Here is an 11651-nt window from a genome sequence, read left to right as displayed (position 1 = left end):
CGATGTGTACCTGGCCGCTGCCGCCGCGCTGGGTGTTGACCCGACCCGCTGCGCGGTGGTCGAAGACACCGTACCCGGCGTCATGGCTGGTGTGGCTGCCGGGGCGACGGTGTTTGGCTACAGCCCGGCGGAGGCCGGGCATGACGCACCGGCCGCGCTGTGCCAAGCCGGTGCGACGTGGCTATTCACCGACATGGGCGAGCTCCCCGGCCACCTCCGGTAAAACCCGGCCCTGGCGCCCAATACAATGCATACATATCAATAAAGGCCATTCAGGCAGTCGGAGACACTTTTGAGCGGCAAGGCAGAACAACTCGCGGCGTTGTACCGCACCATGGTCCGTATCCGGGCTTTCGAAAACGCAGCCGAGATTGCCAGTCAGGGTGGCGTCAGCGCGTACGGCAAGGCCGCCGACGGCACCGCCCGCGTGCGCGGCCCGCTGCACCTATCCACCGGCCAGGAGGCGGTGCCAGCCGGCGTCTGCGCGCATCTGAAGCGCGAGGACTACCTGACCTCCACCCACCGCGGGCACGGCCACACGCTGGCCAAAGGTGCCGACCTGCAGGGCATGATGAGCGAGCTGTTCGGCAAGGCCACCGGCTTCAATGGCGGCAAGGGCGGCTCCATGCACATTGCTGACTTTTCGGTCGGCATGCTGGGCGCCAACGGCGTGGTTGCGGCCGGCCTGCCGATTGCCGTGGGCGCCGCCCATGCACAAAAACTCCAGAAGCGAGACGCCATCACCGTCTGTTTTTTCGGCGACGGTGCCATCAACCGCGGCCCCTTCCTGGAAGCCTTGAACTGGGCCCAGGTTTACAGCCTGCCGGTACTCTTTGTCTGCGAAGACAACCGTTGGAGCGCCACCACCGCCAGCGGCCCGATGACGGCCGGTGAGGGCGCCTCGGTGCGTGCCGAAAGTTTCGACATCCCTGCCGTCAAGGTGGACGGCAACGACGTGCTGGCCGTGTTTGACGCCGCCGCTGCGCTGGTGCAAGAGGTACGCTCTGGCGTTGGCCCTCGCCTGCTGCATGCCATCACTTATCGCGTCAAGGGTCACGTCTCGGTGGACCCGGCCGCTTACCGCAACCCCGATGAACTGCAGGAAGCGCTGAAAACCGACCCGATTGCCCGCGTCCGCGCGCAGTACGTGCAGGACGGCGGTGATAAGGATGTGCTCGCAGCCATCGAGCGCCACGCCACCGATGAAGTGGCGGCGGCCGTGGCCGGCGCCGACGCTGCGCCCTGGCCAGATGCAGCCTCCGCGTTCACAGATGTTCAGACGACTGGAGCCGGCACATGGCGCTAATGACTTACGCCGAAGCGGCCGCGCTGGCCGTCGCGTATGAGATGGAGGCCGACGCCAATGTTGTGGTGATCGGCGAGGACGTCGGTCGCGGCGGTATCTTCGGCCAGTACAAGGGCCTGCAGGCGCGCTTCGGCGGCGAGCGCGTGATCGACACGCCGATCAGCGAGGCCGCCATTCTGGGCGCTGGTGTTGGCATGGCGCTGGCCGGTCTGCGCCCTGTGGTCGAAATGCGCGTGGTGGACTTTGCCCTCTGCGGCATGGACGAAATCGTGAACCAGGCGGCCAAGAACCGCTTCATGTTTGGTGGCCAGGGCCGTGTGCCTATGGTCGTGCGCATGCCCATCGGCATCTGGGACTCGTCGGCGGCGCAGCACTCGCAGTCGCTGGAGAGCTGGTTTGCGCACCTGCCCGGTGTGGTGGTGGTCTGCCCCGCGACGCCCCAAGACAACTACTCCATGCTGCGCGCAGCTTTGGCCAGCGGCGACCCGGTCGTCTATATGGAGCACAAGACGCTTTGGGGCCTGAGTGGCCCGGTCAACACCGACGAGCTGGCGACGCTGGGCCAAGCCCGCACCGTGCGCGCCGGCAGCGCCCTCACGCTGGTGAGCTGGAGCCGGCAGGTGCAGGTGTGCGCCGACGCCTGCGAAGCGCTGGCGAAGGAAGGCATAGCCGTCGAGCTGATCGACCTGCGCAGCATCTGGCCCTGGGACCGCGAAGCGGTGCTGGCCTCCTGCCACAAAACCGGAAAATTGCTGGTGGTGCATGAGGCGGTGCAGGCTGCCGGCTTTGGCGCTGAAATCGCCGCCACCGTCGCCGAAACCGTGGGCTGCAAGGTCCAGCGCCTGGGCGCGCCGCGTATTCCCGTCGGTTATGCCCCCGTGCTCGAAGCCCAGTCCCGCATCGCTGCGGCCGACATCGCCGCCGCCGCGCGCCGCTTGCTGGGCTGAACTGCCCCCTATTCAGCGCACGCTTCAAGGCATTCGTTCAAGGTATCCCCCAATGGCCGGGCACCCGCTTTGGCCCTAATCTCCAGCCTCCACACCATGTCACAGCCTGAAACCACCCCCCTGCCGGGCGATTCGCCCAAGCCTTCTGACCAGGACGAGGTCACCGTCATCCCGCTGGCGATCGAGGACTGGCTGACCGTCATGGTGATGGCTCTGCTGGCGCTGATCACCTTTGCCAACGTGCTGGTGCGCTACTTCACCAGCCAGTCTTTCGCGTGGACCGAAGAGTTCTCGGTCTTCCTGATGATCGTGCTCGCGCTGGTCGCAGGATCCGCATCGGTCGCGCGCAATCGGCAAATCCGCATTGAGTACTTTGCCGACAACGGCCCTGCCGCTCGCCAGCGCGCGCTGGCACGTTTCGGCGCCATCATGGTGTTTTTGTTGTTCGCGCTGATCGCCGTACTCAGCACACGCATGGTTTACGACGACATCAAGTACGGCGAAACATCGCCCGGCATTGGTGTGCCGCAGTGGTGGTACACGATCTGGCTGCCCGTCATGTCGGTGGCGATCGCCGGCCGCGCGCTGGGCCTGTTCATCCGTCGCGGGCGGCGGGCATGAGCCGCCGGGCCGTTCCCAAGGGGACTAGCACCGCAGCGCAAGGCGAGGAGGTGTTTTCGATAGGCGCCGTACACAAAGTGACAAGCGTGGGGGTCACATTCCCATGATCCCGACGCTGCTCTTTATTGCCTTTGTTGTTTTGCTGCTGATGGGCGTGCCGATTGGCGCAGCCCTTGGACTCGCCGGCGCTGTCTGCATCGCGCTGGCCAACTCCGACGTGCAGTGGTTCGGCCTGCTGGCCGTGCCGCAAAACTTCTACGCCGGCCTCGGCAAATACCCGCTGCTGGCGATCCCGATGTTCGTGCTGGTCGGCTCCATCTTCGACCGATCCGGTGTCGCGCTGCGCCTGGTCAACTTCGCCGTCGCCATCGTCGGCCGTGGTCCCGGCATGTTGCCGCTGGTGGCGATTGCGGTCGCCATGTTTCTGGGCGGTATCTCTGGCTCCGGCCCGGCCAATGCCGCCGCCGTGGGCGGGGTGATGATTCTGGCGATGAGCCGCGCCGGTTACCCGCCAGCGTTTTCGGCCAGCGTGGTCGGTGCCGCCGCCGCCACCGACATCCTGATCCCGCCGTCGATCGCCTTCATCGTTTATTCAGTCATGGTGCCCGGCGCCTCCGTGCCGGCGCTGTTTGCCGCCGGCATGATCCCCGGCGTGATGGCCGGCCTGGCGCTGATGATTCCCGCCGTCTGGATGGCGCGCAAACACAAGATGGGCGCGCTCGAAGCCACCATGCTGCGGCCGGCTTTCTGGAAGAGCTTTCGCGAAGCCACCTGGGGCCTGGCCGCACCCGTGCTGATCCTCGGCGGCATGCGCGCTGGCTGGTTTACGCCGACCGAAGCCGCCGTGGTGGCCGTGTTTTATGGTTTGTTCGTCGGCATGGTGATCTACCGGACCATCCGGGTGCGCGACCTGTTTATCATCCTGCGCGAATCGGGCGAACTGTCGGCGATCATTTTGCTGGTGGTTTCTCTGGCCGGCATTTTTGCCTACTCGCTTTCCACCCTGGGCGTGATCGACCCGGTCACCCGCGCCATCGTCGATTCGGGCCTGGGCGAATACGGCGTGCTGGCGCTGCTGATCCTGCTGCTGGTCACCGTTGGCATGTTCCTTGACGGCGTGTCCATCTTTTTGATCTTCGTGCCGCTGCTGCTGCCCATCGTCAACCACTACAAGTGGGACCCGGTCTGGTTCGGCGTCATCCTCACGCTGAAGGTCGCGTTGGGCCAGTTCACGCCGCCGCTCGCTGTTAACCTGATGGTCTCCTGCCGCATCGCCAAGGTGCCGATGGAGGCCACGGTGCGCTGGGTCGGCTGGATGCTGTTCTCGATGGCCATCGTGATGGTGCTGGTCATCGCCTTCCCAGAGCTTGCGCTGTGGCTGCCGCGCAAGCTCGGTTATTGATTTTTTGCAAGTTGTCAGTTCGCTTATTTAAACCAAAGGAGACTCCATGAAACTTCGTCGCACCCTGCTGGGCCTTGCCCTGGCTGCAACCGCTTTGACTTTCGGCACTGGCGCCGTGGCGCAAGCCGCCTACAAGCCTGAATACAAGATGTCGCTGGTGCTTGGTCCGCCGACACCATGGGGCATGGCCGGCCAGATCTGGGCTGACCTCGTGAAAGAGCGCACCGCTGGCCGCATCAACATCAAGCTGTTTCCAGGCGTCTCCCTGGTGCAGGGCGACCAGACGCGCGAGTTCAGCGCGCTGCGCCAGGGCGTGATCGACATGGCCGTCGGCTCGACCATCAACTGGTCGCCGCAGATCAAGGAGCTCAACCTCTTTTCCATGCCTTTCCTGATGCCCGACTACGCTGCCATCGACGCGCTGACCCAAGGTGAGGTCGGCAAGCAGATCTTCGCCATCGTTGAAAAAGCCGGCGCCGTGCCGCTGGCCTGGGGCGAAAACGGTTACCGCGAGCTGACCAACTCCAAGCGCGCCATCAAGTCGCCCGACGACTTGAAGGGCATGAAGTTCCGCGTGGTCGGCTCGCCAATTTATTCCGACATGTTCAGCGCCATGGGTGCTAACCCCACGCAAATGAGCTGGGCCGATGCACAACCCGCGCTGTCTAGCGGCGCGGTGGACGGCCAGGAGAACCCGCTGTTTCTGTTCACCGTGCTGAAGATGCACACCGTGGGCCAGAAGTTCGTGACCACCTGGGGTTATGTGGCTGACCCGCTGATCTTCGTCGTCAACAAGGAAGTTTTTGCTTCCTGGACGCCGGCCGACCAAGCCATCGTGCGCCAGGCTGCCATCGACGCTGGCAAGCAGGAAATCGTGCTGGCCCGCAAAGGCCTGATCGAAGCCGACAAGCCGCTGCTGAAAGAAATCGCCTCCATGGGCGTCACGGTGACCCAGCTCACCCCGGCCGAGCGTGAAGTCTTCGTCAAGGCTACCCGTCCGGTGTATGACAAGTGGAAAACCACCGTCGGCGTGGACCTCGTAACCTCGGCTGAAAAAGCCGTTGCTGCGCGCAAGAAGTAAACTGCCGCGGTTTACAGAAAGCCTCCTTAGGGAGGCTTTTTCGCTTTCTGACGCGGATTTTATGCATCAAATGTGCCTTCAGCCCTTATTGGGCGAGCGCCAGCAGCTATTAAAAGCGGAGCAGCTAAAGGACGTCGAACACCGCCGCCTCAAGCCGTGTCCAGATGTGCGAGGTAGTCCTGCAACGCGTCGGTCTCGCCATAGTGCGGCTGACAGGCCAGATCCCCCTGCAAATGAGTGATTGAAAAAGGAGGTCGCGCTGACGCGTTTTGCGTGTGAGCGAATGTCTCCCGAGGAGCGCACGGCGATTGCCGAGTTGCACCTCAACGCTGCCGTCGTTGTTGAAAATGAGGACGAAGAGGGCTGGCAGGCGGTCAACATGGAGTTTCACGAGATCCTGTACCGTGGCTCGCGCAACCCCTGCCTGCGCCAGGAGATCCTGCGCCTGCGCACCCGTACCGGCGCCTACCGCAAACAGGCCTTTGGCTCGGTCGGCCGCATTCAGACTTCTTATGCCCATCACCTTGAAATCGTGAACGCCATTCAGGCCAGCGACAGCAAAGCCGCTGCATCCACCATTTTTTTGCACATGAGTCCCGGCCACGGCACGCGCGGCGTGGCCGACATCATCGTCAACATGCCCAAGGCCTTGCTGGGCTAAAGCGGCGGGCTTCGCGCGAGCGGCGATGCGAGTGGATGGTGGTCAGGGTGTTATCGCGCGGCGTTAGGCATAAAATGTGCCTGCAGCCCATAACTGGCAAGCGCGAGCAGCTATTTAATTGATAGCGTTCAACGCCCCGATTTGTCGTCCCGGACTGCGGGAGCCATGCTGGCGACGCACGGGTGCCGTCTGAAAACAGGGATGGCGCATTCCTTCCAGCACGACAGCGACGCGATCGTCTGGCGGCCGCCTCTGAAAGCCTGCGCGGGCGCAAGACCCGGAGCCTCGCTGAAAAGGCACGCCGTGCTAAGCTGCAGCTCGAGATTTTTCCCATTACCCGAGTGCACCTTATGCCTGGATTGCTGCCCAACGTTGACCCTGATGGCCTGCTTGAATTCTCGGTGGTCTACACCGACCGCGCGCTGAACCACATGTCCAAAAGCTTCCAGGGCGTGATGACCGACATCTCCAGCATCCTCAAGGAAGTTTATGGCGCGCACTCCGCCGTGCTGGTGCCCGGCAGCGGCACTTATGGCATGGAAGCCGTGGCCCGCCAGTTTGCCGCCGGCAAACACGTGATGGTGATCCGCAACGGCTGGTTCAGCTACCGCTGGACGCAGATCTTCGACATGGGCGCCATCCCCGCCTCGTCCACCGTGCTCAAGGCACGTCAGGCCAGCAAGGGCGCACAAGCCCCGTGGGCGCCCGCTCCGATTGCCGAAGTGCAGGCCGCGATTGCCAGTGAAAAGCCGGCGCTGGTGTTTGCCCCGCACGTCGAAACCTCTGCCGGCATGATCTTGCCCGACGGCTACCTCAAGGCCGTGGCCGAGGCCGTGCATGCCGTCGGCGGCCTGTTTGTACTTGACTGCATCGCCTCCGGCGCCATGTGGGTCGACATGAAAGCCACCGGCGTCGACGTGTTGATCTCGGCCCCGCAAAAAGGCTGGAGCAGCTCACCCTGCTGCGCCATGGTCATGCTCAGCGAGCGCGCCAGGGCCGCTATCGACGGCACCACCAGCTCCAGCTTTTCCTGCGATTTGAAAAAGTGGCTGCAGATCATGGAGACGTATGAAAAAGGCGGCCACGCCTACCATGCCACCTTGCCCACCGACGCCCTGACCCGCCTGCGTGCCGTCATGAAGGAAACCCAGGCCTACGGCTTTGCCAAGGTCAAGGCCGAGCAGCAGGACCTGGGCAACAAGGTCCGCCAACTGTTTGAATCGCGCGGCCTGGTCAGCGTGGCCGCCGAAGGCTTCAAGGCCCCCGGCGTCGTCGTCAGCTACACCACCGACCCCGAGATCCAGTCCAGCAAGAAGTTTCTGGCCGAAGGCCTGCAAACCGCCGCCGGCGTGCCGCTGCAGTGCGACGAAGGCCCCGACTTCATGACCTTCCGTATCGGCCTGTTCGGCCTGGAAAAGTGGCACCATGCCGACCGCACCGTCAGCCAGCTCGCTGATGCGCTGGACCGGATTGGCGTGACGGAGCAGGTGGCCGAAGCCGTGGCCTGACAACGCGAACGCGCAGTCACCCCTCAATAAATCCTGCAATTGCAGGATTTATTGCTTTGTGGGTAAACGGCAACTGGCGGCTGACCTTTGGATTTGAGGGACAGGACGCCGTGCTGGTTGACTACCAGGACTACCACTGGTGTGTTTGCACAATGAAAGCTGATGAAGATGACTATGCACAATCCCACCCACCCCGGGTTGATCATTCGGGATGACGTTCTGCCCGAATTGCAGTTGAGCGTGAACGAAGCGGCAGAGCAGTTGGGTGTGTCGCGCGTCACGCTGTCGCGTGTGATCAACGGGCGCTCTGCCATCACGGCTGAGATGGCACTGCGTGTTGGCAAGTGGGTTGGCAACGGCCCCGAGATCTGGCTGCGCATGCAGGGTCAGTATGACCTTTGGCAAGCAAAGAAAAAGGGTGATGTCAAAGTCAAAAAAGCCAGGCGGCCAGCCGCTGCTGCGCAGCCAGCTTGAAGTCTGGCAGGTGCGTGCACAGAGAGGGTGGGCCAAGGGCAAACCCTCGCGCTGCAAAAAGGGCTGCAGGGCAATCCAGGCAGTCTCCAGAACTGGACAAATTGGACATTTTGTATAAAAATGGACGAAACTATTGCATGACCCACAAATGGAACAGTTCTCTTCAACAGATGCCAAACAGCGCTTTGGACAGCTTCTGAAAGCTTCAGGCGCAGCGCCCGTGGCGATTGAGAAGCACGGAAAAGTTCAGGCGATCATGGCTTCGCCAGAGTTTTTCGCGCGGGTTCAACGCAATGATCAAGGGGTGTCAGCTCGCCAGCTCGCCAGAGCGCAGCAGGCCCTGATCGAGAAAGATCGGCTCATCAGGCATCAACGAATTGCTTTCGACCTGGCCACTTTGCCGGCAGCCAAACGCGACCCGTTGATCAAAGCGGCGCGCCTCATGGTTGAGCGCTGGCGCAACGAGCGCCTGTGCAGCAGCGACTACATCAACAAGTGGGAGCAGATATTGAGCATGCCCCCGCGCGAAATGGCAGCCGCGATGGTCTCCGACGTCGAAGGCTGGGGCACGTCCCTGCGGCAAAACTCGCCCTGGGTGGGCGTTCACGCGTGAATCAGGACGCTCTTTTCCAGCTGCTGGGCGAAGCCAAAGCCCTGTCTGGCCATCAAGATTTCGTCGTCATCGGAAGCCTCTCTATCCTGGGTCTGGAGGAAAGCTTTCAGATTCCGGATTCGATGACGATGTCCAACGACGTTGACTGCTACACCCAGGCCGATCCTGGCCGCATTTTCGACGTCGTCGCAGCCTTGGGTGAAAATTCGCCCTACCACCAGAAATCGGGGTTTTTCCTCGACGCTGTCTCGCCCGAGCTGCCAAGCCTGCCCGATGGCTGGCAGGACCGGCTGATCAAGGTCGAGCGCGATGGCGTGCGAGCCTGGTTCCTCGATCCCAACGATGCGGCTCTCTCCAAATATGCACGCGGTGAGCCGCGCGATCGACGATGGATTCAGGCGGGAATCCTCGCTGGCGTCGTGTCGATGCCCATCGTCAACGCCCGTTTGCGATCCACGAATTTCTTCGACACCGAGGAAGCGCAAAAGGCTAGAGCGCTGGTAGCAGAGGATCGTGCCTGGTTTGAGACCGTCAAGAACGCTCGCGGGGAAGGGCTGCCCGCAGATCCGACCGGACTTGCTCCGCCCTTTTCGCCAGGCGGTTCTTGAACACGGCAAGGTCAAACAAGTCGGTGCTGGGTTGAGACCTTTGCCTGGGCATCAAATTGGCCTCTAGCCCTTATTTGACGTGCGCAATATGCTATGTAATTAATAGCGCTTGCAGCGCTGGTTTGTCATCCCCGACTTGATCCAGCATCCATGCCCACGACCCGAAGGCGAAGGGGTGCCTCTCACCAACCGCTGCTTCCTGGCGCCCCTTTGAACGGGCCCACCAGCTCAGGCGTGATCCATCCGCCATAAAACCCGCTGGGCTGCGGCGTGACCCGGTCGCCGTCCACCGAACATTCAATATCGGCCGGATAAAACGCGACACACCCGGCTATCGCTTCGGCTCCGGCCAAAGGCTTGGGGTAGCTCCACGCCACGTTGGGCAGGCTGCGCACGGCGCTCACCAGTGACCAATAACTCGCAGGTCCTTTCCACTCACAGAACGAGTTGCCGCTGCCGGGCCGCAGCAAGGCGCGGTCCACGTCATCCCACGGGATGTAAAAGCTGGGCGGGTGCGAGGTTTCCAGAACCAGCACCGCACGGCTGCTGCGCGCCACCTGCTGGCCGCCCCAACGGATCACCACCTCGCGCTTGTCCTGCAACAGCTGTGGTGGCCTCGGAAAGTCCCACACTGACACCTGACCCGGCCCCGGCACTACCGCAAACGGCGGGCGCGACTGACCGCGCCAGTTCCAGTGCGCGCGCGCGGCCTCCAGCCAGATGAGTTTGGGCGTGCCTGGAGGCGGTGAGTTTGTGGAGGCTTTGGATGGGGTGTCAGGCATCGGCTTATTCTGCAGGCAAGGTGCAAGCCCGGGCCGCCTTGCCAAAAACGCCCATGACGCCAGGCTGGTCGCCCAACTTGCCAGTCTATGCATCAAATTGGCCTCCAGCCCTTATCTGCAAAGCGCAAGCAGCTATCAAAGTCGTAGCGCCTGGGCTGACTGACCGGGCGGCTGGCGTCTGCCGACGTTCAGGCCCTGGTGAGCCAGTGCCCGGCCAAAGACGCCGAGCTGAAAAAGACCGGCAAGCTGGTTGTCAGCGCTTCACTCGACGGCCCGCAAGCCGCCTTTGCCCTGCGTCCTTGCGGCGGCAAGCCGCTGGTCACCGACGGCCCCTATGACGAAGCGAAGGAGTTGGTCGGCGGGTTTTCATCATTGAGGCGGTGGACAGGGAGGAGGCCGTGCGGGTGGCTTCGCTGCATCCGGCGGCTACGCTGGGTGAGACGGTGCGGTTGGGTATTCAGGTTCATCCGATTGGGTTTTATGAGTAGAAAGTGCGAGTAGTGGGCATGGGTTGCATTCAGAGTGGGCAGATGCCAGGGTACCAAGCACAGCATTTCGCAAAGCCCGCTCTGCCTATAAGTTCGGTATGCAGGAGGTATCTTCAAGTGCCGACCTGGGAAGAGGTCTGTACGTCGGCGTGGATCGTGTGAGAGGTCGCACAACATGCACAAGACGGCTCTGACCTTGGCTGGGGTGATGGATCCGGTTGAAGGACGGGGAAGGTGGCGGAAGCTGTGCCGGACTACCAAGGCTAGAGCACTGGTAACCAAGAAGCTTCTGCATGGAGCCTGTTTTGAAATGAAACTTGGATTGTCCCCATCGCAGACTTTCAAGTATTAGCTATCACCATCGCCCTCAGGTGCCTCGGTGGCAGCGCGTAATAGCTGATCATGATATTTTTGAAGGCGTACAAAATGCGATGTCATGGCTCTGGCAATTTGCCGAGAGTTTTTGACATCGAGAAAGTGTCCCACTATCTGCGCGTAGTGCGCAGCTTGCCGTGGCAAGCGCTGCGCAGGATCTTTCTTATTCTTGAGTTCCTCATCTGGCATTACCTGTACGCGAAAAAAGGGATTGGGGACCTTACCCCTTTTTGCCTTTTGGGGAATCGTGCCATTCATCAACTTCGATTTGCTATCAAAGTGGTGAAATAGTTGAGCTTCTAAAGCAGCGATTTCTTCCCGTGGTGTGGGATACGCCCACACATAAGCGATTTCCCAAACATCAATTTGGCGGTTCGCGATGATGTCAGATCGTGCAGATGTTAAATGTCGGCCAACACGTCTGCGAATGCCATCCGTAGATTGCCCCACGTAAATTGGAATTTCATCTAAGTCGCACAGTACATAAACACCAATGTCGGTGGGAAGTTTGCCGACTGCACGTTTTCTGAAATTAATATCAATACTCATGGCGGTCCAGTGCGTTGGTAGCCGACTCAGCTTTCCGTGTAAAAGATGCGATAGCATTTCCACGCCTGCAAGAGAACTGATGGCCAAACAAATTGTGGTTCTTCGTCGAATCCACTGTGAATTTTCCTTCACTCCAGCACAATTCAGTTTTCCAAATTGATTGCCTGTGCCATGAAAGATACCGCGCTGTACGAACACCTTCTTGGACTGAAGACGCCCTGGTCGGTGAAGAAGGT

Annotated in this window: 13 protein-coding genes and 1 pseudogene; 12 read left to right on the top strand and 2 right to left on the bottom strand. The window is 61.4% G+C overall.

The genetic code is table 11. The features are described 5' to 3' along the window. The 12 genes and pseudogenes from ACESMT_RS13910 to ACESMT_RS13855 form a co-directional block, all read left to right on the top strand. On the top strand, positions 1–223 hold a 223-nt coding region (locus tag ACESMT_RS13910), incomplete at its 5' end, for an HAD-IA family hydrolase (RefSeq protein WP_372827188.1). A 111-nt stretch (positions 224–334) separates the two neighbouring features. Then, positions 335–1306, top strand: a complete 972-nt coding sequence (locus ACESMT_RS13905; protein ID WP_372827190.1) for a thiamine pyrophosphate-dependent dehydrogenase E1 component subunit alpha — start codon at positions 335–337, stop codon at positions 1304–1306. Next, entirely contained in the window at positions 1297–2253 is a 957-nt protein-coding gene (locus tag ACESMT_RS13900) for an alpha-ketoacid dehydrogenase subunit beta (RefSeq protein ID WP_372827187.1), read from the top strand. The genes ACESMT_RS13905 and ACESMT_RS13900 overlap by 10 nt, the downstream gene beginning before the upstream one ends. 96 nt (positions 2254–2349) lie before the next feature. Continuing rightward, positions 2350–2874, top strand: a complete 525-nt coding sequence (locus tag ACESMT_RS13895) for a TRAP transporter small permease (protein ID WP_372827186.1) — start codon at positions 2350–2352, stop codon at positions 2872–2874. A gap of 103 nt (positions 2875–2977) precedes the next feature. Beyond that, a complete protein-coding gene (locus ACESMT_RS13890) occupies positions 2978–4276 on the top strand; it encodes a TRAP transporter large permease (protein ID WP_372827185.1) in 1299 nt (432 codons plus the stop codon). A 46-nt stretch (positions 4277–4322) separates the two neighbouring features. Beyond that, positions 4323–5357 (top strand): DctP family TRAP transporter solute-binding subunit, encoded by a 1035-nt coding sequence (locus ACESMT_RS13885; protein WP_372827184.1) that lies wholly within the window; start codon positions 4323–4325, stop codon positions 5355–5357. A 241-nt stretch (positions 5358–5598) separates the two neighbouring features. Beyond that, a complete protein-coding gene (locus tag ACESMT_RS13880) occupies positions 5599–6018 on the top strand; it encodes a GntR family transcriptional regulator (protein WP_372827183.1) in 420 nt (139 codons plus the stop codon). 350 nt (positions 6019–6368) lie between these two features. Further along, positions 6369–7526: an aminotransferase class V-fold PLP-dependent enzyme gene (locus tag ACESMT_RS13875; RefSeq protein ID WP_372827182.1), complete on the top strand. Its 1158-nt coding sequence runs from the start codon at positions 6369–6371 to the stop codon at positions 7524–7526. A gap of 50 nt (positions 7527–7576) precedes the next feature. Further along, positions 7577–7663: pseudogene (locus ACESMT_RS13870) on the top strand (peptidase); the annotation flags it as partial. A 37-nt stretch (positions 7664–7700) separates the two neighbouring features. Then, positions 7701–8000 carry a HigA family addiction module antitoxin gene (locus tag ACESMT_RS13865; RefSeq protein ID WP_372827181.1) on the top strand — a complete coding sequence of 100 codons (300 nt, stop codon included), beginning with the start codon at positions 7701–7703 and terminating at the stop codon, positions 7998–8000. A gap of 148 nt (positions 8001–8148) precedes the next feature. After that, entirely contained in the window at positions 8149–8613 is a 465-nt protein-coding gene (locus ACESMT_RS13860; protein WP_372827180.1) for a type II toxin-antitoxin system Phd/YefM family antitoxin, read from the top strand. Then, positions 8610–9221 carry a DUF6036 family nucleotidyltransferase gene (locus tag ACESMT_RS13855; protein WP_372827179.1) on the top strand — a complete coding sequence of 204 codons (612 nt, stop codon included), beginning with the start codon at positions 8610–8612 and terminating at the stop codon, positions 9219–9221. The genes ACESMT_RS13860 and ACESMT_RS13855 overlap by 4 nt, the downstream gene beginning before the upstream one ends. A 182-nt stretch (positions 9222–9403) precedes the next feature. On the opposite strand, the gene ACESMT_RS13850 is transcribed toward ACESMT_RS13855, so the two are convergent. Next, on the bottom strand, positions 9404–10003 hold the full coding sequence (locus ACESMT_RS13850; RefSeq protein ID WP_372827178.1) for a DUF427 domain-containing protein: 600 nt from the start codon (positions 10001–10003) through the stop codon (positions 9404–9406). A gap of 836 nt (positions 10004–10839) precedes the next feature. After that, positions 10840–11415 (bottom strand): GIY-YIG nuclease family protein, encoded by a 576-nt coding sequence (locus ACESMT_RS13845; RefSeq protein ID WP_372827189.1) that lies wholly within the window; start codon positions 11413–11415, stop codon positions 10840–10842. Between the last annotated feature and the right edge of the window lie 236 nt (positions 11416–11651).

This window comes from Polaromonas sp., assembly GCF_041689105.1.
Classification (GTDB): Bacteria; Pseudomonadota; Gammaproteobacteria; order Burkholderiales; family Burkholderiaceae_C; genus Polaromonas.
Note: the sequence above shows the minus strand (reverse complement) of the source record. Positions and strands in the feature narration are given on the sequence as shown.

What these genes read in the sequence shown, in the direction of transcription:
- ACESMT_RS13905 (WP_372827190.1), top strand. Translation starts at nt 335, where the DNA reads ATGGTCCGTATCCGGGCTTTCGAAAACGCAGCCGAGATTGCCAGTCAG.
- ACESMT_RS13900 (WP_372827187.1), top strand. Translation starts at nt 1,297, where the DNA reads ATGGCGCTAATGACTTACGCCGAAGCGGCCGCGCTGGCCGTCGCGTAT.
- ACESMT_RS13895 (WP_372827186.1), top strand. Translation starts at nt 2,350, where the DNA reads ATGTCACAGCCTGAAACCACCCCCCTGCCGGGCGATTCGCCCAAGCCT.
- ACESMT_RS13890 (WP_372827185.1), top strand. Translation starts at nt 2,978, where the DNA reads ATGATCCCGACGCTGCTCTTTATTGCCTTTGTTGTTTTGCTGCTGATG.
- ACESMT_RS13885 (WP_372827184.1), top strand. Translation starts at nt 4,323, where the DNA reads ATGAAACTTCGTCGCACCCTGCTGGGCCTTGCCCTGGCTGCAACCGCT.
- ACESMT_RS13875 (WP_372827182.1), top strand. Translation starts at nt 6,369, where the DNA reads ATGCCTGGATTGCTGCCCAACGTTGACCCTGATGGCCTGCTTGAATTC.
- ACESMT_RS13865 (WP_372827181.1), top strand. Translation starts at nt 7,701, where the DNA reads ATGCACAATCCCACCCACCCCGGGTTGATCATTCGGGATGACGTTCTG.
- ACESMT_RS13860 (WP_372827180.1), top strand. Translation starts at nt 8,149, where the DNA reads ATGGAACAGTTCTCTTCAACAGATGCCAAACAGCGCTTTGGACAGCTT.
- ACESMT_RS13850 (WP_372827178.1), bottom strand. Translation starts at nt 10,003, where the DNA reads ATGCCTGACACCCCATCCAAAGCCTCCACAAACTCACCGCCTCCAGGC.
- ACESMT_RS13845 (WP_372827189.1), bottom strand. Translation starts at nt 11,415, where the DNA reads ATGAGTATTGATATTAATTTCAGAAAACGTGCAGTCGGCAAACTTCCC.